This is a genomic window from Klebsiella sp. HC6, from assembly GCF_022605325.1.
Lineage (GTDB): Bacteria > Pseudomonadota > Gammaproteobacteria > Enterobacterales > Enterobacteriaceae > Klebsiella > Klebsiella terrigena.
In genome coordinates this window covers 1,112,888-1,135,062 of sequence record NZ_CP093276.1, presented here as the reverse complement: position 1 = coordinate 1,135,062, position 22,175 = coordinate 1,112,888, and the positions used below count along the sequence as shown (strand labels likewise).

The 22,175-nt window shown below is 61.4% G+C and carries 19 protein-coding genes; 7 read left to right on the top strand and 12 right to left on the bottom strand.

Annotated elements, in window-relative coordinates; genetic code table 11:
• Positions 1-3 precede the first annotated feature (3 nt).
• The 7 genes from MMW58_RS05520 to ssuD form a co-directional block, all read right to left on the bottom strand.
• A complete protein-coding gene (locus MMW58_RS05520) occupies positions 4-1,425 on the bottom strand; it encodes an MFS transporter (RefSeq protein ID WP_133600422.1) in 1,422 nt (473 codons plus the stop codon).
• A gap of 171 nt (positions 1,426-1,596) precedes the next feature.
• The gene (locus tag MMW58_RS05515) at positions 1,597-2,475 is read right to left on the bottom strand and encodes a MetQ/NlpA family ABC transporter substrate-binding protein (RefSeq protein ID WP_241722872.1); all 879 of its coding nucleotides are present in this window, start codon (positions 2,473-2,475) and stop codon (positions 1,597-1,599) included.
• Positions 2,472-3,170: a methionine ABC transporter permease gene (locus tag MMW58_RS05510; RefSeq protein ID WP_241722871.1), complete on the bottom strand. Its 699-nt coding sequence runs from the start codon at positions 3,168-3,170 to the stop codon at positions 2,472-2,474. The genes MMW58_RS05515 and MMW58_RS05510 overlap by 4 nt, the downstream gene beginning before the upstream one ends.
• Entirely contained in the window at positions 3,167-4,186 is a 1,020-nt protein-coding gene (locus tag MMW58_RS05505) for a methionine ABC transporter ATP-binding protein (protein ID WP_095098684.1), read from the bottom strand. The genes MMW58_RS05510 and MMW58_RS05505 overlap by 4 nt, the downstream gene beginning before the upstream one ends.
• On the bottom strand, positions 4,183-5,589 hold the full coding sequence (locus MMW58_RS05500) for an LLM class flavin-dependent oxidoreductase (RefSeq protein ID WP_241722870.1): 1,407 nt from the start codon (positions 5,587-5,589) through the stop codon (positions 4,183-4,185). The genes MMW58_RS05505 and MMW58_RS05500 overlap by 4 nt, the downstream gene beginning before the upstream one ends.
• A 40-nt stretch (positions 5,590-5,629) precedes the next feature.
• Entirely contained in the window at positions 5,630-7,024 is a 1,395-nt protein-coding gene (locus MMW58_RS05495) for an FAD/NAD(P)-binding protein (protein WP_241722869.1), read from the bottom strand.
• 44 nt (positions 7,025-7,068) lie between these two features.
• Positions 7,069-8,241 carry an FMNH2-dependent alkanesulfonate monooxygenase gene (gene ssuD, locus MMW58_RS05490; protein WP_241722868.1) on the bottom strand — a complete coding sequence of 391 codons (1,173 nt, stop codon included), beginning with the start codon at positions 8,239-8,241 and terminating at the stop codon, positions 7,069-7,071.
• A 271-nt stretch (positions 8,242-8,512) separates the two neighbouring features.
• Between ssuD and MMW58_RS05485 the strand changes: the two genes are divergently transcribed.
• On the top strand, positions 8,513-10,456 hold the full coding sequence (locus tag MMW58_RS05485; RefSeq protein WP_241722867.1) for a sigma-54-dependent Fis family transcriptional regulator: 1,944 nt from the start codon (positions 8,513-8,515) through the stop codon (positions 10,454-10,456).
• Between the two features lie 156 nt (positions 10,457-10,612).
• Complete coding sequence (xni, locus tag MMW58_RS05480) at positions 10,613-11,368, top strand: flap endonuclease Xni (protein ID WP_241722866.1); 756 nt, start codon at positions 10,613-10,615, stop codon at positions 11,366-11,368.
• Between the two features lie 99 nt (positions 11,369-11,467).
• On the opposite strand, the gene fucO is transcribed toward xni, so the two are convergent.
• On the bottom strand, positions 11,468-12,616 hold the full coding sequence (fucO, locus tag MMW58_RS05475) for a lactaldehyde reductase (RefSeq protein ID WP_241722865.1): 1,149 nt from the start codon (positions 12,614-12,616) through the stop codon (positions 11,468-11,470).
• Between the two features lie 27 nt (positions 12,617-12,643).
• Positions 12,644-13,291, bottom strand: a complete 648-nt coding sequence (gene fucA / locus MMW58_RS05470; RefSeq protein ID WP_041147004.1) for an L-fuculose-phosphate aldolase — start codon at positions 13,289-13,291, stop codon at positions 12,644-12,646.
• 566 nt (positions 13,292-13,857) lie between these two features.
• On the opposite strand from fucA, the gene fucP reads away from it, so the two are divergent.
• The 5 genes from fucP to fucR are packed head-to-tail and all read left to right on the top strand — an operon-like array spanning position 13,858 to position 19,644.
• Positions 13,858-15,168: an L-fucose:H+ symporter permease gene (fucP, locus tag MMW58_RS05465; RefSeq protein WP_133600432.1), complete on the top strand. Its 1,311-nt coding sequence runs from the start codon at positions 13,858-13,860 to the stop codon at positions 15,166-15,168.
• A gap of 30 nt (positions 15,169-15,198) precedes the next feature.
• The gene (gene fucI, locus MMW58_RS05460) at positions 15,199-16,974 is read left to right on the top strand and encodes an L-fucose isomerase (RefSeq protein WP_133600433.1); all 1,776 of its coding nucleotides are present in this window, start codon (positions 15,199-15,201) and stop codon (positions 16,972-16,974) included.
• Positions 16,975-17,026: 52 nt separating this feature from the next.
• Positions 17,027-18,445: an L-fuculokinase gene (gene fucK / locus MMW58_RS05455; RefSeq protein WP_241723692.1), complete on the top strand. Its 1,419-nt coding sequence runs from the start codon at positions 17,027-17,029 to the stop codon at positions 18,443-18,445.
• Between the two features lies 1 nt (position 18,446).
• Complete coding sequence (gene fucU, locus MMW58_RS05450) at positions 18,447-18,869, top strand: L-fucose mutarotase (protein WP_095098716.1); 423 nt, start codon at positions 18,447-18,449, stop codon at positions 18,867-18,869.
• 58 nt (positions 18,870-18,927) lie between these two features.
• Entirely contained in the window at positions 18,928-19,644 is a 717-nt protein-coding gene (gene fucR, locus MMW58_RS05445) for an L-fucose operon activator (RefSeq protein ID WP_041147009.1), read from the top strand.
• 63 nt (positions 19,645-19,707) lie between these two features.
• On the opposite strand, the gene rlmM is transcribed toward fucR, so the two are convergent.
• Genes rlmM through gcvA form a run of 3 tightly spaced genes read right to left on the bottom strand, consistent with a single transcriptional unit; the run spans position 19,708 to position 22,133 of the window.
• Positions 19,708-20,808: a 23S rRNA (cytidine(2498)-2'-O)-methyltransferase RlmM gene (gene rlmM, locus MMW58_RS05440; protein WP_159236196.1), complete on the bottom strand. Its 1,101-nt coding sequence runs from the start codon at positions 20,806-20,808 to the stop codon at positions 19,708-19,710.
• Positions 20,801-21,196, bottom strand: a complete 396-nt coding sequence (locus MMW58_RS05435) for a DUF423 domain-containing protein (RefSeq protein WP_041147011.1) — start codon at positions 21,194-21,196, stop codon at positions 20,801-20,803. Before MMW58_RS05435 ends, rlmM begins: the two co-directional genes overlap by 8 nt.
• A gap of 19 nt (positions 21,197-21,215) precedes the next feature.
• Complete coding sequence (gene gcvA / locus MMW58_RS05430; RefSeq protein ID WP_041147012.1) at positions 21,216-22,133, bottom strand: glycine cleavage system transcriptional regulator GcvA; 918 nt, start codon at positions 22,131-22,133, stop codon at positions 21,216-21,218.
• Between the last annotated feature and the right edge of the window lie 42 nt (positions 22,134-22,175).

The following is a 22,175-nucleotide window of genomic DNA, read 5'->3' as shown; positions in this document are numbered from 1 at the left end:
TCCTTAATGGTGGCTGTCGTCAATGTCGTGACGCGTCGGCTCGTGGCGAACCGCAAGCAGGAAGAAGATCGGAATCAGGGCGGCCAGCGATACCACCCAGAACATTTGCGTGCCGAGGGAGGCCTGCAGCAGCGGCAGCACGAACAGCGCCAGCGCGCTGCCGATCCCGGAGAGCGCCCGGCTGAAGCCGACGCCGGTGGCGCGAATCGAGGTTGGATAGGAGAGCGCCGGATAGATCATCAGCTGCGCGCCGGGGCCAAAGCCCTCGGCAAACAGCCACAGCCCAAGCATCGCAATCGCCAGCACCACGCCGACGGTGGCCTGCGGCTGGCCCACCAGAGCAAGCACAATCAGGGCGATAAACTGCAGCGCGAAGCCGGCAATCGCCACGTGGCGCGACGGATATTTCCACGCCAGATGCATTCCCAGCAGACCGCCGGTAAAGGCAAATAGCGCGTTCAGCCCCAGCGAAGCGGAGATGGTTTCAAACACGCCGGCCCCGAGAAACTGCGCGAGGATCGACGGCAGGAAAAAGGCGATGGCGGTGTACTCAAAGGAGATACAGATATTCATCACCCCGGCAACGATGGTGCGCTCGCGGTACGGCTTTTCAAACAGCACGCGGAAGCTCACCTTCGGCGGCGGCGCGGGGCGTTCAGCCGGCGCTTCATGGGCGGCAATGCCGTAAGAGTCGCGCAGAATGCGCACCGCCGAGGCCAGGTCTCCCTGGTTTGCCGCCCACAGCGGCGATTCATTCATAAATTTTCTGCGCACGGCGATAATCAGCAGCGCCGGAACCGCGCCAAACAGCAGCGAGGCGCGCCACAGCCAGTCGAGATGCTCCTTTGGCAGCAGAAAATAGAGGCCGAAGATAATCAGAAAACAGACCGTCGAGGCGGCGTACCACATCGGGCACCAGGCGGCGAGGCGCGAGGCCTTGTTGCCTTTGCCGGTAAAACGGGAGAATTCAGCGAGGTAGGACATGGCGACCGGCAGATCGATACCGACGCCGATGCCCATCAGGAAACGGGCGCCGATCAGCACCCAGACGTTGGGCGCCAGCCCCGCGGCAATAGCCGAGACGACAAAAAACAGCATATCGGCCATAAACACCGAATAGCGGCCATATTTATCCGTCAGCCAGCCGCCGATCAGGTTGCCAAAAATGGTGCCGACCATAATGGATGAGGTGACCAGGCCGGTCAGCAGCGGCGAGAGCTGGAATTCACGCACCACGTCGTCGATACCGTAGGAGAGCGTGGTTAAATCATAGGCGTCAAGGAAGACGCCGCCGAGAGCGAGGAAGACAATCATCCGCGCATATTTAGCCCGATCCTTGCCCGAATTAATTAGCCGCGCCACGTCCCCGACGCTACTCACCGGCGCGGAGGCCACACCGGGATTATCAACAGACAGCGTACTCATGTTTTCACCTTATTATGTTGTGCAGACGATCGCAGTTATAGGCCGACCGCTGATAAAGTGGAACCAACAAATACGCATATAAAAATCAATATATTCAATAAGTTAATTGAATAAAACGGCAAAATCAGGACGAGCTTTCGCCCGTCCTGCGAGATCGCTCAGCGGCACAGATTATTCGGCGGAAACCGGCACCAGCACGTCTTTCACCAGCGGATCGTCGGTGGTTTTCAGCCAGCTCTGGATCCGCGGGTCGGAAAACGCCTGTTTTAATTTGACGATATTCTCCTGCGATAAATAAGGCGTCCCGATGACCAATTGCGAAGCGAAGGTGCGCGGCGCCGGCGGGAATAAAATGCCTCTGTCACGCGATACTTTTCCGGCATCAAACTGCGAGACATAGCCGATTGCCGCATCCACCGAATTGAGCGCCCGCGGCATGGTTAACAGATCCAGCTCTTTGAAATTAAACTGATGCGGGTTACCGACGATATTCTTCAGCTTCGCCGTGCGCGGCTCCACCGCCGGGTCGAGCGTAATCAGGCCGATACGCTGCAGCAGCCACAGCGCCTGCCCCTGGTTGGCGCCATCATCCGGCACCACGATCGTCGCCCCGCTCGGCAGATCCTTAACCGATTTATAGCGATCGGAGTAAATGCCAAAGGCCCACTGGAACACCGGCACCGTGGTGGAAAGCGCGAAGCCGTTAGCGTCCACCACCTGCTTCAGCCACCACTGATGCTGATAGATGGTTCCGGCGTACTCCCCCTGCGCCACCGCGCGATCCGCCTGCACCGGATCCTGCACCCCCACCGCCTCCAGCTTCAGGCCGTAATCCGGCGCAATATGCTCGCCGATGTACTCAATGATCCGCTGTTCACCGGCCATCGCCGGTTCATAGTGAATTTTCAGGGTGGTGCCGAACACCACCTGCTGCGACCGGGCCTCTCCCCGCCACCACCAGAAGGCGACGGCCAGCGCCACAATCACTACCAGCGCCGCCAGCCACGGCCAGCGGCGGGCCTTACGTAACTCAAACTGTTCTGTTGTCATGAAGAGATCCCCTGCGTGTGGCGAAGTTTGTTGACCAGACGGTCACCGAAAAATTGAATCAGCTGGATAGTGGCGATCAGCGCGATAATGGTGGCGATCATGATGTGATTGTCGAAGCGCTGGTAGCCGTACACCACCGCCAGATAGCCGATCCCTCCCGCGCCGATGGTGCCGGCAATGGCGGAATATTCGATCATCGACACCAGGTTGAGCGTCACCGCCGCCACCAGCGCGGGCAGGGCTTCGCTCAGCTGGGCGCTGCGGATAATCTGCCAGCGCGAGCCGCCGCAGACGATCCCCACGGCGGTGACCTCCGCCGGCAGCTCGCGCAGCGCGTTTTCCACCAGCCGGCCGAAAAACGGCACTCCGGCGGCGATCATCGGCACCACGGCGGCAGGAATACCGATCGTTGTCCCGGTGAGCCAGAAGGTGAAGGGAATAATCGCCGCCATCAGCACCAGAAACGGCAGGGAGCGCCCCATATTCACCACCCAGTTCAGCACCCGGTACAGCGCGGCGTGCGGGAACAGGCCCCGCGACGAAGCGTTGAATAGCACCACGCCGACCGCTCCGCTGAGGGTCACCACAAACAGCATCACAATAGCCACCATCAGCCAGGTTTCGCCGTAGGCGGGCAGCAGCAGCGTATGGATCTCGCTCCAGGGGGTATCCTGGCTGATTACCGAAGGTTTCATACCGCCTCCTTGAGTTCCGGCGCGCCGTCAAGCACCTCCGCCGCGATACCAAGCTGCGCCAGCAGCGCCAGCATCCGCGCCGCCGACAGACGCTCGCCCTGAAAGCGCACCCCCGCCTGCAGCCGCCCCGCCAGCCGGCCGTTGATCACCTCAACGTGGCCGCCGAGCAGGTCGATCTGCAGCGCAAACTGCTGGCTCAGGCGGCTGATCCAGTCGGTGGCCACCGGCACATCCCAGCGGTAGCTCAGGCGCAGCAGCAGATCGCTATGGGCCGCCACCGGAGAGAGCGGCAGCAGCTGCTGGCCCAGCAGAGAATCCGGGCGCGCCAGCAGCTCTTTCACCTCGCCGAACTGAAGGATCGCGCCGTCGCGAATTTCAGCGACCGCATCCGCCGCCGCGCGTACCGCGTCCATCTCGTGGGTAATCAGCACGATCGCCAGGCGATACTCATCGCGCAGGCGTTTAAGCAAATTGAGCACCGCGGCGGTGGCCTGCGGGTCCAGCCCGGAGGTGGCCTCGTCCGCCAGCAGCACCGAAGGACGCAGCGCCAGGGCGCGGGCGATGCCGATGCGCTGGCGCTGGCCGCCGGAGAGCTGGGCCGGCCAGGCGTCCGCTTTATCGCTCAGGCCGACGCTTTCCAGCAGTTCGCCGACCCGGGCTTTAACATCCCGCTCCACCACCCCGAGGTACTCCAGCGGCAGGGCGATATTTTGCCAGGCCGTTTTGCGGTTCAGCAGCGCCGAGGACTGGAAAACGGTGCCGATCGCCCGCCGCTCGCGGCGCAGCGCCTCGCCGCTGAGCAGCGACAGGTCGTTGCCGTTAACCCGGATGCTGCCGCTGTCGGGGCGCTCCAGCAGGCTGATGCAGCGCGCAAGGGTCGATTTACCCGCGCCGCTTGGCCCCACCACCGCGGTGATGGAGCCGGTCGGCACCCGCAGCGACAGCCCTTTCAGCACCTCGCTGACCCGCCCCCCCGCCGTGCGGTAGCTTTTATGCAGGTCGTCTATCTCAATCATGTCACCTTCTCCCCCGCCCCGGCGTCGATGCGCACGCCGCGCCGGTAGCTGGCCCCCGGATGCGGGGCCACCAGGCGCGGCCCGGCGCCGAACAGTTTTTCGCGCAGCGTGCCTTCGCGGTACTCCTGCTTGAAGACGCCGCGCTTTTGCAGCTCGGGAATAAGCAGATCCACCACATCGCGGAAGGTTTCGTGGGTGACGGCGTAGGCAAGGTTAAAACCATCGACATCGGTCTCCTCGACCCACGACTGCAGCTCGTCGGCCACGGTTTCCGCGCTGCCGACGATCAGCGGGCCGAAGCCGCCAATCCCCACCCAGTCGGCCAGCGCCTGCACCGTCCACTGACGGTCCGGATCGGCGGTGGAAAAGGCCTCGACCGCCGACTGAATGGCGTTGGTATGCAGATATTTCAGCACCTGATCCGGCTGGTACTGGCCGAAGTCGATCCCGGTCCAGCCGGAGATCAGCGCCAGCGCCCCCTCGTAGCTGACGTAGGATTTATACTCCTGCCATTTGGCCTGCGCCTCGCGGTCGGTTTCGCCGACGATCACCGTTTGCAGGTTAAAAATCAGGATGCTGCGCGGATCGCGTCCGGCCTCCGCGGCGCGGCGGCGAATGTCGGCCACGGTCTTTTTAAGCAGCGTTTTTGACGGCGCGGCGACAAACACGCACTCGGCGTGCCCGGCGGCAAACTGCTTCCCGCGGCTCGACGCCCCGGCCTGATAGAGGACCGGAGTGCGCTGCGGCGAGGGTTCGCAGAGGTGGATCCCCGGAACCGAGAAGAAGTTGCCCTGGTGGTTGATCGGATGGATTTTCTGCGGATCGCTGAAGATCCCCCGTTCGCGATCGCGCAGCACCGCCCCGTCTTCCCAGCTGCCTTCCAGCAGCTTATAGACCACGTCGAGATACTCGTCGGCGTAGTCGTAGCGCGCATCGTGATCGGTCTGCGCCTGATGACCAATGTTGCGCGCCCCGCTTTCCAGGTATGAGGTCACGATATTCCAGCCCACCCGGCCTTTGGTCAGATGGTCAAGGGTCGACAGGCGGCGGGCAAACGGATACGGATGCTCAAACGACAGCGATGCGGTCAGGCCAAAGCCGAGGTGCTCCGTCACCAGCGCCATCGGGGTAATCAGCGCCAGCGGATCGTTCACCGGCACCTGCGTCGCCTGGCGAATGGCGGCATCGCCGTTGCCGTTCAGCACGTCGTAGATGCCCAGCACGTCGGCAATAAACAGGCCGTCGAACTTACCGCGCTCCAGCAGACGCGCGAGGTCAACCCAGTAGTCCAGATCCTTGTACTGCCATGAGCGATCGCGCGGATGGGTCCACAGCCCCGGCGACTGGTGGCCGACGCAGTTCATATCAAAAGCATTAAGACGAATTTCGCGTTGTGATGACATAGCACTTCTCCACGGTGCGTCCCGATCGAGGGGCGCACGCTTAATCATGAATAACGAAAGAACTCTCGATCCCCAGCGTCGCCAGCGCTTCGGCGGCGACCGCGGCGGCATGGTCGGCGACCTGCGGCAGACCCATCAGCTCGCCAAAACGTCCGCGGGCCGCCGGGCCGGAAATCAGTACCTTTGGCGTCACCGCGCCCTCGCGGCCAATCGCCCGGGAGCGCGAATCGACGTCGAGCCCGAGCCCCAGCGCGTCGGCGCGGATCAGCCCCTCCCGCGCCAGGTCGCGCAGCAGCGGCTGGCTGTCGATCAGGCCGCCGTGCGCGGGGCCGGTGGTCAGAATCAGGCGATCGACGGTCAGCGATTGCGGCTCGCCGTGGCGCGGACTCAGGGTCAGGGTCAGCCGGCCGGCATCGCCCTCCAGCGCCGTCAGCCTTGCCGCCTGCACCTTCAGGCTGCCGTCGCGCTGCCGCTGGCTAAGCACATCGGCGACCTGCGGGGCGATGCGGTAGCGATGCACATCCCAGTAGCTGCGCAGGTGGCGCAGAAAGCGCTGGCGGTCGGCCAGGCTCAGCCCCTGCCAGATGCTCTGCCCCTGGTTACGCACCGCGTCCAGCACCACCTGCCAGGGCTGGCCCTGTTCGGCGGCGTGACGGATATCTTCCCGCACCCGCCGCAGCCGCTGGCGCAGCGTGCCCTGGCGATAGTCGCCGGGCCACGGCTCGGCGGCGCCGCTGATGTTCCCGCGGGGCAGCAGGCCGTGGCGCGAAAATGCCGTCACCGGGCCGCGATGCCCGAGCCGCGCCAGGGTGGCGATGGTGTCGGCCATGGTCAGCCCGGTGCCCATCACCGCCACCCGCGCATCCGGCGCCACGTCGGCAAGCGCGTCCGCACGCCACGGGTTGGCAATCAGCGCCGGATGGTCTCGAAACGGGACCGCCAGGCGCGGCAGCGCCGGCGGCGGATGGCTCACCGCGAGGATCAGCAGATCGCTTTTCAGCAGCCGGCCGCCGGCGGTAGTGACGCCGCGCGGGCCATAGCTCAACGCCTCTTCCCGCAGGTGCACCAGCCGTCCGTCGCTCGCCCGCAGCGCATCGGCAAAACGCTGGCTGACGTAGCGGCCAAACTGGCCGCGCTGCGGGTAGAGCGCCCCGTCCTCGCGCCGCGCCTGCGGGTCGTCGGCGAACGCCGGCTGGCCGCGATACCAGCGGTCGAAAGCGCCCTCCTCCTCGCCCGCCAGCTGCATCCGCGCGGCGGGGACGTTGATGCGATGGGAGGGCTCGGCGGTGGAGTAGGCCACCCCCGCGCCGGGCACGGCGCGCGGCTCCAGCAGCGTCACCCGCAGCCCGTGCGGGGCCAGGCGCAGCAGCTCAATCGCCACGGCGGCGCCGCTGAACCCGCCGCCGATAATGACCACCTGCGGTTCAGCGCTCATCGGCAATCCCCCTCTGGAGGCAGAAATGCATATCCACCTCCCGCTCAGCTGGCGCTGACCTGTTTAACCGGCCGCTTATCGCCGCCGATGGTTTCGCCAAACGGGCCGGTATTCACGCTGCGCGCTTTGGGCTGGGCGCTGCCGGCAAGCGGCAGCAGCGGCATGACCAGGTCGGCAAAGCGGTGGGCCTCTTCGAGATGCGGGTAGCCGGAGAAGATAAAGTTGGTGATGCCGAGGGCCTGATATTCGCGAATGCGGTCCGCGACCTGCTGCGGGCTGCCGACCAGCGCCGTACCCGCCCCGCCGCGCACGAGGCCAACGCCCGCCCACAGGTTTGGGGCGATGCGCAGGTTGTCGCGGGAGCCGTTATGCAGGGCGCTCATTCGCGCCTGGCCTGCGGAATCCATGCGGGCAAAGATCTTCTGCGCCTGGGCGATGGTGTCATCATCCAGATGGGCAATCAGGCGGTCAGCGGCGGCCCACGCCTCTTCTTCCGTTTCGCGGACGATGACGTGCAGGCGAATGCCGTACTCCAGGGTGCGGCCGCGGGCGGCGGCGCGCTCGCGCACGATGGCCAGCTTCTCCGCCACCAGCTCCGGCGGCTCGCCCCAGGTCAGATAGCTATCGATTTGCTCAGCGGCGACGTCAATGGCCTCCTCCGAAGAGCCGCCGAAGTAGAGCGGCGGGCCGTTTTCCTGCACCGGCGGAAAGAGCACTTCCGCCCCTTCAACCTGAATATGCTCGCCGTGATAATCCACCTTCTCGCCTTTCAGCAGGCGCGAGTAAACGTCCAGAAACTCGCGGGTCACCTGATAGCGCTGGCTATGGTCGAGGAAAATTCCGTCGCCCTTGTTCTCTACCGGATCGCCGCCGGTGACCACGTTGATCAGCAGCCGGCCCTCCGACAGGCGGTCAAGGGTCGCCGCCATGCGCGCCGCCAGCGTCGGCGGCTGCAGCCCCGGGCGTACCGCCACCAGATAGCGCAGGCGGCGGGTTAACGGCGCCAGCGCCGCGGCGACCAGCCAGGAGTCTTCGCAGCTTTTACCGGTGGGGATCAGCACGCCGTAGTAGCCGAGGCTGTCGGCGGCCAGCGCAACCTGCTGTAAATACGCTAAATCAACGGGGCGTCCGCCTTCGGTGGTGCCCAGATAGCGGCCGTCGCCGTGGGTGGGTAAGAACCAAAACACGTTGATCTTATCGCTAGCTTTCTGCGTCATTATCCATTCCCTATATAACCATATTCGATATTCATCGAAGAGTTGTTTAAATTTGGTTATATGAGTGTTAGCGATAATCGTGCCAATGCGACAATGAAATTTAAGTCAATAAAATCAAATGATTAATGAAATACAGTTCCCGCCTGGCTGTTGCAAATGCGTCAGCGGATGGGACGATGCTGCCGCTTTTGCAACAAAACCACAGGGTTTGCCCGTGTTTATCGCCGCCGACAGAGGATAAGTTCAAGGCGTTATTTAGCGGAGGACTACCATGCTCAATCCTGACCCCCCGGCCGATACCCCGGTGCTGATCGACCCGGCATCAAAGGCCTTTCAGAACCTGTTGGATAAACTGGCGCCCACCGAGGCCACCGTGCTGATCGTCGGTGAAACCGGCACCGGTAAAGAGGTGGTCGCCCGCTACCTGCATCACCACAGCAGCCGCCGCCAGCAGCCTTTTCTCGCCGTAAACTGCGGCGCGCTCACCGAGAGCCTGGCGGAGGCGGAGCTCTTCGGTCACGAGAAAGGGGCGTTTACCGGCGCGGTGCAGAGCCATCCCGGCTGGTTTGAGGCCGCCGAGGGCGGCACGCTGCTGCTCGATGAGATTGGCGAATTAAGCCTGCCGCTGCAGGTGAAGCTGCTGCGCGTGCTGCAGGAGCGCGAGATTACCCGCGTCGGCTCGCGCAAGGCGATTAAAGTCAACGTGCGGGTGATTGCCGCTACCCACGTGGATTTGGCGCAGGCGATCCGCGAACGCCGCTTCCGTGAAGACCTCTACTACCGCCTGAATATCGCCATCGTCCCGCTGCCGCCGCTGCGCCAGCGCCGCCAGGATATTCCCCTGCTGGCCAACCATTTCCTGTCGCTCTACGCCCGCCGGCTGGGACGCCCGACCCGCTATCTGGCGCCGGAGGCGCTGGACCGGCTGATGGACTACCCGTGGCCCGGCAATATCCGCGAGCTTGAAAACACGCTGCATAACGCGGTCCTGCTCAGCAGGGAAGAGGAGATTACGCCGGCCCAGCTGCGCCTGACCACGCTGCACGCCGCGCCGCTGACGGCAACGGATCTTGAGCTGGACGACTTTATCCACCAGCAGCTCGCCCAGCCCGGCGACGCGCTGTGGGAGCGCATGACCGGCGCGCTGATCCGCGGCGCTATGGCCCACTGCGACGACAATCAAAGCCAGGCCGCCGCCCTGCTGGGGATAAGCCGCCACACCCTGCGTACGCAGCTGGCCAATATTGGCGTGATTAAGAGCCGCCGCCGGGTAGAGTCGGCGTCGCGCCGGCTGGCCGAAACCGCGCCCGTCGACCGCGAGCTGCGCATCGGCTATCAGCGCTTCGGCAACCTCGGCATTTTAAAGGCCCGACAGAGCCTCGAAAGCGCCTTCTCCAGCCTCGGCGTCAGCGTGCTGTGGAGCGAGTTTCCGGCCGGGCCGCAGCTGCTGCACGCCCTCGCCTGCAATGAGATCGATTTCGGCACCACCGGCGAAGCGCCGCCGGTCTTTGCCCAGGCCAGCAGCGCCGAGCTGGTGTACGTCGCGTGGGAGCCGCCGGCGCCGCAAAGCGTGGCGATGGTGGTGCCGCAGCATAGCGAGATCCGCACGCTCGGCGATCTGCGCGGCAAGCGTATTGCGCTGAATAAGGGCTCAAACGTGCACTGGCTGCTGCTGCAGATTCTGGAAGAGGCCGGGCTGGGCCTCAACGACGTGAAGGTGGTCTACATCCCGCCGAAGTACCCTCTCACCGCCAGCGATTATCTGGCGGTAGACGCGTGGATGATGTGGGACCCGCTGCTCAGCGACGCCGAACATACCGGGGAGCTGCGGGTGGTCGCCAGCGGCGAGGGGCGGGTGCACAACCATCAGTTCTATCTTTCGCGCCGCGATTACGTCAATCACAACGGCGACATCATGCAGCGTCTGCTGCACGAGCTGACGCAAACCGGGCAGTTTATCGATAGCCGGCGCGAAGAGGCCGCCGGGCTGCTTGCCGCCGAATTAGGCATTAACGTCGATTCGCTGGCCCTCGCCCTCGCGCGGCGCAGCCATCGCCCGCGGATGATGGATCTGAAGGTCATCCGCGCCCAGCAGACCATCGCCGACCGCTTTTATGCCCTCGGACTTATCAGCAAACCGGTTTCCGTGCGCGAAGCCGTTTGGTACGGGGAAGCGGCCCATAGCGACCTGGGCCTGCTGCTGCACGCGGATTAGGCCGCTTTACGAGGCGCGTTCCCGATTATCCCCGTGCCGATAGCCTCCTCCGCACGGCAATGATACCCTTACATTTATGAGAACACGGCTCGGGCACGGCGCCCGACCAGGCCGGCGGACCGCTCATCTGCCGGCATAAATGATAAGGAGAGACCTGTGGCCGTTCATCTGTTAATCGTCGACGCGCTCAATCTGATTCGCCGCATTCACGCGGTGCAGGGTTCACCCTGCGTTGACACCTGCCTGCACGCGCTGGAGCAGCTGATCGTCCATAGTCAGCCAACGCACGCGGTGGCGGTATTTGATGATGAAGATCGCGCCCACAGCTGGCGGCACCAGCGCCTGGCGGAATATAAGGCCGGCCGCGCGCCGATGCCGGAGACGCTGGAGGCCGAAATGCCCGCGATCCGCGCGGCGTTTGAGCAGCGCGGAATACGCTGCTGGGCCCTGGCGGGCAGCGAAGCCGACGATCTCGCCGCCACCCTGGCGATGAAGGTCGCCCAGGCCGGGCACCAGGCCACCATCGTCTCCACCGATAAAGGCTACTGCCAGCTGCTTTCGCCCACGGTTCGCATCCGCGACTACTTCCAGAAGCGCTGGCTGGACGCCCCTTTTATTGCCAACGAGTTTGGCGTGACCCCGCAGCAGCTGCCTGATTACTGGGGGCTGGCGGGCATTAGCAGCTCGAAGGTACCGGGCGTGGCGGGTATCGGCCCCAAAAGCGCCGTCCAGCTGTTAACCGAGTTTACCGATCTGGAGGGGATTTACGCCCGTCTCGACGAGGTCGCGGAGAAGTGGCGCAAGAAGCTGGAAGAGCATAAAGAGATGGCGTTCACCTGTCGTGAAATCGCCCGCCTGCAGACCGATTTACAGCTCGACGGCAATCTGCAGCAGCTGCGGCTGACGGCGTAGTCGGTGTCGCTGGCATAGTCGGTATAGCTGGTATAGCCGCCGTTTAGCCGGAAAGGGCGATAGCCAGCATCGCCCTTGACACTCCGGCAGCGGCAGCGTTTACCAGGCGCTATGGTAGAGCTCGATAATCTCCGCCAGGCTGGCTTCCCGCGGGTTACCTCCGGTGCAAACGTCATCCAGCGCCGCCTGCGCCAGCGCCGGAATATCCTCTTTACGCACCCCGACATCGCGCAGATGCGGCGGGATCCCCACGTCGCGATTGAGCTTACACACCGCCTCTACCGCCGCCTGGCGTACCTCCTCTTCGCTTCTGCCTTCAACTTTCTCGCCCATCGCCCGGGCGATATCGGCAAACTTGCCTCCACAGTAGGCGGCGTTGTAGCGCATCACGTGAGGCAGCAGAATGGCGTTGGCCACGCCGTGCGGCGTGTTGTAAAACGCGCCTAAAGGATGCGCCATGCCGTGCACCAGCCCGAGGCCGACGTTGGAAAAACCCATTCCGGCAATATACTGCCCCAGCGCCATCGCCTCGCCGGACCGGCTCTCGCCCGCCACCGAGCCGCGCAGCGCGCCGGCGATAATCTCTATCGCCTTCAGGTGCAGGGCGTCGGTTAACGCCCAGGCCGCCCGCGTCGTGTAGCCCTCAATGGCGTGGGTCAGCGCGTCAGCGCCGGTGGCGGCCTTCAGCGCCGGCGGCATCCCGTCCATCATGTCGGCATCAATAAACGCCACCTGGGGAATATCGTGCGGATCGACGCAGACAAATTTACGCCGCTTTTCCTCATCGGTGATCACGTAGTTGATCGTCACCTCCGCCGCGGTTCCGGCGGTGGTCGGAATAGCCATTATCGGCACGCTCGGCGCGCGGGTTGGCGACAGCCCTTCCAGGCTACGCACGTCGGCAAATTCGGGGTTAGCGCTGATGATCCCCACCGCCTTACAGGTATCCTGCGGCGAGCCGCCGCCGATGGCGATCAGGTAGTCCGCCCCGCTCTGCCTGAAGACGCGCAGCCCCTCCTGCACCACCGCAATCGTCGGGTTGGGGATCACGGCGGAAAAGATCTCCCACGCCAGGCCGGCGGCATCCATGCTCTCCGTCACCCGGCTAACCGCGCCGCACTGAACCAGCGTCTTATCGGTGACAATCAGCGCCTTACGATAGCCGCGACGCTTCACTTCGTCGGATAATGCCGCTATCGCCCCTCGGCCAAACCACGCCGTTTCGTTCAAAATCATTCTGTTCGCCATTGCCCGTCTCCTGTTTGTCGTGCGGGATCACTCTTCGATACGTAGCCCATAGGTTTTGAATTTTTCCAGCACGATGGCTATCGCTTCGTCATCCAGTACCGGCACCGGATCGATAATCGCCAGCGTGCTGAGGTACAGCTGGGCCAGCACCTCCACCTCATGCGCCAGCCACAGCGCTTTTTCCAGATTCTCTTCACAGGCAATCAGCCCGTGATGCTGCAGCAGGGTCGCCTTGCGGTTTTTTAGCGCGACGGCCACGTATTCAGAGAGCTCGCGCGTGCCGAAGGTGGCGTAGGGTGCGCAGGGGATGGAGTTGCCGCCGGCGGCGGCAATCATGTAGTGGATCGCCGGGATGGGCCGGTTAAGGATCGACACCGCGGTACAGTGAACCGCGTGGTTATGCACCACCGCCTGCGCGTCGGGGCGGGTCTGGTAGGCCGCCATATGAAAGCGCCACTCGCTTGACGGCAGCTTGCCCTGCTCATGCTGGCCGCTGGCGTCAATCCAGACGATGTGGGATTCGGTGAGCTTTTCGTAGGGGATGCCCGTCGGCGTAATCAGCATGCCGCCTTCATAGCGCACGCTCACGTTGCCTGCGGTCCCCTGATTCAGCCCCAGCCGGGTCATTTCCAGGCAGGTATCAATAATCTGCCGCGCCAGCGTATTTCGTTCCATTATTTACCTCTCTCAGCGTTTCAAAACGGACCAACAGAATCCTCACGTAACATCATCCCGGCTCTGTCGAATTAATCGGATATTTGCTTACCATCATCATATTGAATAACCAGAATGGAATTGCCATCAGCGTATTATGTGACCGCCATCAATTAATCCCCGCGAATAAATAAAGAACCGATTATTTTCCCCAAAGAAAACTGCCCGTTATTATTTTTCTTTTTTTAAACGGGCATTTCTCTCTGTCTTTAACAATTGCCCGTTTGCGCCGCAATAAATTAAATCGGGCAGCGCCGCTGTGGCTTTTAAATTAAATAATCTCAAACGGTCATTGTTTTAGATAAATTAAAGTGATGCCAATCACATAAAGCCATTGTCTCCGGGCCAAATGTGACCGCCATCATATTAAAAGACGTTGTTTATTTGAAAATGAGTTCATGAGTTCATTCACGAGAGCATTTTATTCACCGCCGCTTAACCGGAACTCACCTTACTTTACCGGCTGGAGAGAGTGACCAGCCGCATGCTAAAGATGCTGGACACGCTTCTGAACTGATGAGGATGCTATGGGAAACACAACAATACAAACGCAGAGTTTTCGTGCGATAGATGTCGGACAGAGTAAGCGCTATATAATTCCATTCGCCCTGCTGTGCTCACTATTTTTCCTGTGGGCCGTTGCCAATAACTTAAATGATATTTTACTGCCGCAGTTCCAGCAGGCTTTTACCTTAACCAACTTTCAGGCCGGGCTGATTCAATCAGCCTTTTATTTCGGCTATTTCGTCATTCCGGTCCCCGCCGGGATCCTGATGAAAAAGCTCAGCTATAAGGCCGGAATAATTACCGGGCTATTTCTCTACGCTCTCGGCGCGGCCCTATTCTGGCCGGCAGCGGAAATAATGAATTACACTTTATTTCTGATTGGTCTTTTTATTATTGCCGCCGGCCTGGGATGTCTTGAAACCGCCGCCAACCCTTTCGTTACGGTCCTTGGCCCGGAAAGCGGCGGGCATTTCCGCCTCAACCTGGCGCAAACTTTTAACTCCTTTGGCGCCATTATTGCCGTCGTCTTTGGGCAAAGTCTTATTTTGTCTAACGTGCCGCATCAATCGCAGGAAGTGCTCGATAAAATGGCGCCCGATCAGCTCAGCGCCTATAAGCACAGCCTGGTGCTATCGGTTCAGACGCCGTACATGATTATCGTGGCAATCGTGCTGCTGGTTGCCGTACTGATCGCGCTGACAAAATTTCCTTCTCTGCAAAGCGACGACCACGTTGATAGCGAACAGAGCTCTTTGACCGCCTCCTTCGCCAGGCTGGTGCGCATTCGCCACTGGCGCTGGGCGGTTCTGGCGCAGTTCTGCTACGTTGGCGCGCAAACGGCCTGCTGGAGCTATTTGATTCGCTATGCTATCGAAGAGATCCCCGGCATGACGCCCGGCTTCGCCGCGAACTACCTGACCGGCACTATGGTCTGCTTCTTCATCGGCCGCTTTAGCGGCACCTGGCTCATCAGCCGCTTTGCCCCGCATAAAGTGCTCGCCGCCTACGCCCTGCTGTCGATGGCGCTGTGCCTGATTTCCGCGCTCAGCGGCGGGCATATCGGCCTGCTGGCGCTAACCCTGTGCAGCGCGTTTATGTCGATTCAGTACCCGACCATTTTCTCTCTGGGGATCAAAAATCTGGGGCAGGACACCAAATACGGTTCGTCGTTTATCGTCATGACCATTATCGGCGGCGGGATCGTCACGCCGGTAATGGGATTTGTCAGCGATGCGGCGGGCAATATTCCGACCGCCGAACTGGTCCCGACGCTGTGCTTCGCCATCATCTTTATTTTTGCCCGTTTCCGTTCACAAACGGCAACAAACTGAACATTTTCCGCATAACGTGAGGAGTCTGGAATGAAAAAAATCAGCTTACCGAAAATAGGCATTCGCCCGGTCATTGACGGACGTCGCATGGGCGTACGCGAATCGCTGGAAGAGCAAACCATGAATATGGCGCAGGCCACCGCCGCGCTGATCGGCGAGAAGCTTCGCCACGCCTGCGGCGCGCAGATCGAGTGCGTCATTGCGGATACCTGCATCGCCGGTATGGCGGAGTCGGCGGCCTGCGAAGAGAAATTTAGCCGCCACAACGTCGGCGTGACCATTACCGTCACCCCCTGCTGGTGCTACGGCAGCGAAACCATCGATATGGACCCGATGCGCCCGAAAGCCATCTGGGGCTTTAACGGCACCGAGCGCCCGGGAGCGGTCTATCTCGCCGCCGCGCTGGCCGCCCACAGCCAGAAAGGTATTCCGGCCTTCTCGATCTATGGTCACGACGTTCAGGACGCGGACGACAGCTCGATCCCAGCGGACGTCGAAGAAAAGCTGCTGCGCTTCGCCCGCGCCGGGCTGGCGGTTGCCGCCATGAAGGGCAAAAGCTATCTCTCCGTCGGCGGCGTATCCATGGGGATTGCCGGCTCCATCGTCGATCATAACTTCTTCGAATCCTGGCTAGGCATGAAGGTGCAGGCGGTCGATATGACCGAGCTGCGTCGGCGCATCGACCAGAAAATCTATGATGAGGTGGAGCTGGAAATGGCGCTTGCGTGGGCGGATAAAAACTTCCGCTACGGCGAGGACCAGAACGCCCGGCAGTACAAACGCAATGCCGAGCAGAGCCGGGCGGTCCTGAAAGAGAGCCTGCTGATGGCGATCTGTATCCGCGACATGATGCAGGGCAACGCGAAGCTGGCGGAGAAGGGTCTGGTAGAAGAGTCGCTGGGCTATAACGCCATTGCCGCCGGTTTTCAGGGCCAGCGCCACTGGACCGATCAATACCCGAACGGCGATACCGCCGAGGCGCTGCTGAACAGCTCGTTTGACTGGAACGGGGTGCGCGAGCCGCTGGTTGTCGCGACCGAAAATGACAGCCTTAACGGGGTGGCAATGCTGCTGGGCCATCAGCTCACCGGCACCGCCCAGGTATTTGCCGACGTCCGGACCTACTGGTCGCCGGATGCGGTCGAACGGGTGACGGGCCAGCCGCTTACCGGGCTGGCGGAACACGGCATTATCCACCTGATCAACTCCGGTTCCGCGGCGCTGGACGGCTCCTGTAAACAGCGCGATGCCGAGGGCAATCCGACCATGAAACCGCACTGGGAAATCTCGCAGCAGGAGGCCGACGCCTGCCTCGCGGCCACCGAGTGGTGCCCGGCGATCCACGAGTATTTCCGCGGCGGCGGCTTCTCCTCGCGCTTCCTCACCGAAGGCGGCGTCCCCTTTACCATGACCCGGGTGAACATCATTAAAGGCCTCGGGCCGGTCCTGCAAATCGCCGAAGGCTGGAGCGTCGAGCTGCCGAAAGAGATGCACGACCAGCTGGACGCTCGCACCAACTCCACCTGGCCAACCACCTGGTTTGCGCCGCGTCTGACCGGCAAGGGCCCGTTCTCCGATGTCTATTCGGTGATGGCGAACTGGGGGGCAAACCACGGCGTGCTGACCATTGGCCACGTCGGCGCGGACTTTATCACCCTCGCCTCCATGCTGCGTATTCCGGTCTGCATGCATAACGTGGAAGAGGCGAAAATCTATCGCCCTTCAACCTGGTCTGCGCACGGTATGGATACTGAAGGTCAGGACTACCGCGCCTGCCAGAACTATGGCCCGCTGTACAAACGTTAATACGTTTCCGCCCTTTCATCGCGAAAGGGCTTTTTTTGTTTCAGGAGCAATGATGAAACAAGAGGTTATTCTGGTCCTCGACTGCGGGGCAACCAACGTCCGGGCCATCGCTGTCGATCGGCAGGGGAAGATTGTCGCCCGCGCATCGACCCCCAACGCCAGCGATGCCGCTGCGGAAAACGGCGCGTGGCACCAGTGGTCTCTGGAAGCGATCCTGCAGCGCTTCGCCAGCTGCTGTCAGACGCTCGCGGCGGAGCTCGCCGCCTGCCGCATTCGCGGTATTACGGTCACCACCTTTGGCGTGGACGGCGCGCTGGTCGATGAGCGCGGCGCCCTGCTCTACCCGACGATCAGCTGGAAATGCCCGCGCACCGCAGCGGTGATGCACGACATCGGTCGAATAATGCCGGCGCAGCGGCTGCAGGAAATCTCCGGCGTCGGGGCCTTCAGCTTCAATACCTTATATAAGCTGGTGTGGCTGAAAGAGAACCACCCGCAGCTGCTGGAAAAGGCGCATGCCTGGCTGTTTATCTCATCGCTTATCAACCACCGCTTAACCGGCGAATTCACCACCGATATCACTATGGCGGGTACCGGCCAGATGCTGGATATTCACCGGCGGGAGTTTAGCCCCGAGATCCTGCAGGCCGCGGGGATCCCGCGCCGGCTGTTCCCTACGCTGGTGGAAGCGGGAGAGAAGATCGGCACCCTCCAGCCCGATGCCGCCGCGCTGCTGCAGCTCCCCGCGGGGATACCGGTATTCTCCGCCGGGCACGATACGCAGTTTGCGCTGTTTGGCGCCGGTGCGCAGCAGGACGAACCGGTGCTCTCCTCCGGCACCTGGGAAATTCTGATGGTGCGCAGCGCCGAGGTTAATACCCCGCTGCTGAGTCAGTACCCCGGCTCAACCTGCGAGCTGGACAGCCGGCCCGGACTGACCAACCCCGGGATGCAGTGGCTGGCGTCCGGCGTGCTGGAGTGGGTGCGCCAGCTGCTGTGGACGCCGGAGACGCCGTGGCAAACGCTGATTGAGGAAGCGCGCCTCATTCCCGCCGGCGCCGAAGGCGTGAAGATGCGCTGCGATCTGCTGGCCTGCCGGGACGCGGGCTGGCAGGGCGTAACGCTGAATACCACCCGCGGCCATTTTTATCGCGCCGCGCTGGAGGGCTTAACCGCCCAGCTGCAGAGCCACCTGCGCACCCTGGAGAAAATCGGCGGTTTTAAGGCCCGCGAGCTCCTGCTGGTGGGCGGCGGCAGCCGCAACGCGCTGTGGAATCAAATTAAAGCCAACGCGCTCGATATGCCGGTTAAGGTCCTCGATGACGCGGAAACCACCGTTGCCGGCGCGGCGATGTACGGCTGGTTTGGCGCCGGCGAGTTTGCCAGCCCGGAGCAGGCCAGAGCCGAAGTGCGCTACCGGTACCGCTACTTTTATCCACAAACCGAACCTGAACTGATAGATGAGGTATGACATGCTAAAAACGATCTCGCCACTCATCTCCCCCGAGCTGCTGAAGATCCTGGCCGAGATGGGCCACGGGGATGAAATTATTTTTTCCGACGCCCACTTCCCGGCCCACAGTATGGGGCCGCAGGTCATTCGCGCCGACGGCCTGCAGGTCAGCGACCTCCTGCAGGCGATCGCGCCGCTGTTTGAACTCGACGGCTACGCGCCGCCGCTGGTGATGATGGCGGCGGTAGCGGGCGACGCGCTCGATCCCGGCGTTGAGCAACGCTATCGCGATGCGCTCTCCCGGGAGTCGCCCTGTCCGGAAATCACCCGCATCGATCGCTTTGCGTTCTACGAGCGGGCGCAAAAAGCCTTTGCGATCGTTATCACAGGGGAGCGCGCCAAGTACGGGAATATTCTTTTAAAAAAAGGAGTAACGCCGTAATCTCATGCCGGAGCGCCCGCCTGATGCGGGCGTTTATTGACTGACAGGGTGAGAGAAAATGAAAGCGGCACGCCAGCAGGCGATCATAGACCTGCTGATCAACCATAGCAGCCTGACGACTGAAGCCCTATCGCTGCAGCTCGCGGTCAGTAAAGAGACGATTCGTCGCGACCTCAGCGAACTGCAGTCGCAGGGCAAAGTGCTGCGTAACCACGGACGCGTCAAGATCATCCACCGACAGAGCCAGGACAGCGGCGATCCGTTTCATATCCGCCTCAAAAGCCACTATGCCCACAAAGCCGATATCGCCCGCGAGGCCCTTGCCTGGATAGAAGAAGGGATGGTTATCGCCCTCGATGCCAGCTCCACCTGCTGGTATCTGGCCCGTCAGCTCCCCGACGTCAACCTTCACGTGTTTACCAACAGCCAGCCCATCTGCCAGGAGCTCAGCAAGCGCGAGCACATCCAGCTCACCTGCTCCGGCGGCACCCTGCAGCGTAAATACGGCTGCTACGTGAGCGCTTCGCTTATCCCGCAGCTCAGGTCCCTGGAGATCGATCTGTTCGTTTTTTCCTGCGAAGGCATCGATAGCAACGGCGCGCTTTGGGATTCAAATACGGTTAACGCCGAGTTCAAATCCCTGTTGCTCAAGCGCGCGGCGCAGTCTTTACTGCTGATCGATAAGAGTAAGTTTAATCGCTCGGGCGAGGCCAGCATTGGCCATCTCGATGACGTGACGCACATCATTTCTGATGAGCCAATCGCGGCGAAATAGCCGGCAGGAGAAGGGAGAAGAGAGCCCGGATAGCGGTGCCGCTACCCGGGATACGACGCCAAATTAGCGTTCGTCGCGACGACCGCCAACCGCAGCCCACAGGCGGCGAATATGAACGGTCACTTCTTCACGATCGTGATACAGCTGGCGCGCCTGAATCTGCGCGTTAATGCCGTGCTCATCCAGCTGCTCCTGGATGTAGGCCAGATTGCGCGACAGCTCTTCATAGCGCTTTTTCATCGGCAGCTTCAGGTTGAAAATAGTCTCGCGGCACCAGCCGTTGACCAGCCACTGCGCCATCAGCGCCGCGACCTTAGCCGGCTTTTCCACCATGTCGCACACCATCCACGAGATGTTGTTACGGGTCGGACGGTAGCGGAAGCCGTCTTCGCGCAGCCAGGTCACCTGTCCGGTATCCATCAGGCTCTGCGCCATCGGGCCGTTATCGACCGACGAAACCCACATGTTGCGCTTCACCAGCTGATAGGTCCAGCCGCCGGGACAGGCGCCAAGATCCACCGCATACATGCCGTTGCCCAGGCGCTCGTCCCACTCATCAGCCGGGATAAAGACGTGGAACGCCTCCTCCAGCTTCAGCGTAGAGCGGCTCGGCGCATCGGCAGGGAATTTAAGCCGCGGGATCCCCATATAGAACGGAGAGTTGTTGTTGGAGTAGGAGTAGCCGGTATAGCAGCAGCCCGGGGCGATAAAGAACACGTGCACCACCGGACGCTTCGTGGTTTCGTAGCTGGTCAGCACGCCCGCTTCACGCAGGGCCGCGCGCAGCGGAACCGTAAACTTACGGCAGAACTTCATCAGCTCTTTGCTTTCATTGGTATCGGCCACTTCCACCCGCAGGTCGCCGCCCTTCTCCACCACGCCCTGCAGCATGCCGACAATCGGCGTGATGCGATCTTCCGGCGGCAGGTCGCGCAGCAGCTCGCCCACCACAAACATCTGGCGAGCAAAAACCAGCGAGCTGAACGGCAGCTCGCGCGCCAGCTTGTCGCCATCTTCCATCTGATAGCATTCAAAAACCACGTACCCGGCGTTATCTTTAACGCGGGCAAAACCAAACACCTCAAGGCGGGATGCCTTATCGGTAATTTCTGCTGCGCACTCCTTCTCAAACCCGGGGCGACAATAGAGGACAACCTTATTCATGAACAACGCCCTTACGTTTCAGACGAATTGCACCAATTAACATTAAAACCCAGCCGGCGAGGAAGCTGACGCCTCCCACCGGCGTAACGAACGCCCACAGGCGTAAATGCGACAGCGCCAGGCAGTAAAGGCTGCCGCTGAACAAAACGGTACCCAGCGCCATAAAGACGCTGCTCCAGTAAAACCAGATGCTGATGCGGCGCTGCATCGCCACCGCCAGGCCAAAAATGGCCAGCGTATGGAAGGCCTGGTACTCAAGGCCGGTATGGATCCAGCCCATTTCCGCAACGCCCAGCGACCGGCTTAACACGTGCGCGCCGAAGGCGCCCAGAGCAACAAAGATAAAACCGCTTATCGCGGCGAATATCAGCATAAAACGGCTGGTCATGTTATTACCCTACAATCATTTATTGTTCGTAACGAAAGCGAAATTTTTCTTGTTCACTTGCCGCTTTCGCCAGTATCCACTGCCGGAAGGCGGCTATTTTACCCAGTTCAGCCTGACTGTCATGACAAACCAGATAAAAGGCATTTTTACTGACCAGAACATCATTAAACGGACAGACCAGGCGGCCGGCTTCAATTTCGGACTGGGACATCACGTTATTGGCGAGCGCGACCCCCTGTCCGTGAATGGCCGCCTGCAGCACCATTGCGCTGTGGCTGAAAATCGGCCCCTGCTGGACGTTAATATGGCTTAGACCCAGCTGGCGGGTATAAGTTTGCCAGTCGCGACGGGAAGCATCGTGCAATAGCGTATGTTGCGCCAGATCCGCAGGCGTTTTCAACGCTTTGTCACCGGTCAGCAGCACCGGCGAGCACACCGGCAGCAGATACTCGGCGTACAGTTTTTCGACGCGCAGCCCCGGCCAGTTGCCGCGGCCGTAGAAAATCGCCACGTCAACGTCATCCGCCAGCTTGTCCTCCTGACGGTCCACCGCCTGGATTCTGACGTCGATTCCCGGATAAGCTGAGTTAAAGCTTGAAAGGCGCGGGACCAGCCACTGAATCGCAAAACTGGGCAACAGGCTGACCGTTAACGCCCCTTTTGCGCTTCGCGCCTGCAGTTTACGCGTCGCCTCCGTCAGCTGCGAAAAAATATCTTTAATATCCTGAAAATAGCTCTGGCCCTCTTCCGTCAGCAGCAGCGATCGATTGCGCCGCCGAAACAACTTCAGCCCAAGAAAGTCCTCTAGTGACTTGATTTGGTGACTTACTGCGGCCTGGGTCACAAAAAGCTCATCGGCTGCGCGAGTGAAGCTTAAATGACGTGCGGCTGCATCAAAAACACGTAATGCATTCAGAGGTGGTAATCGCTTTGACATGGTTATTCTGGCTTAGATGTTAAGGCAATTTAACAAACAGGA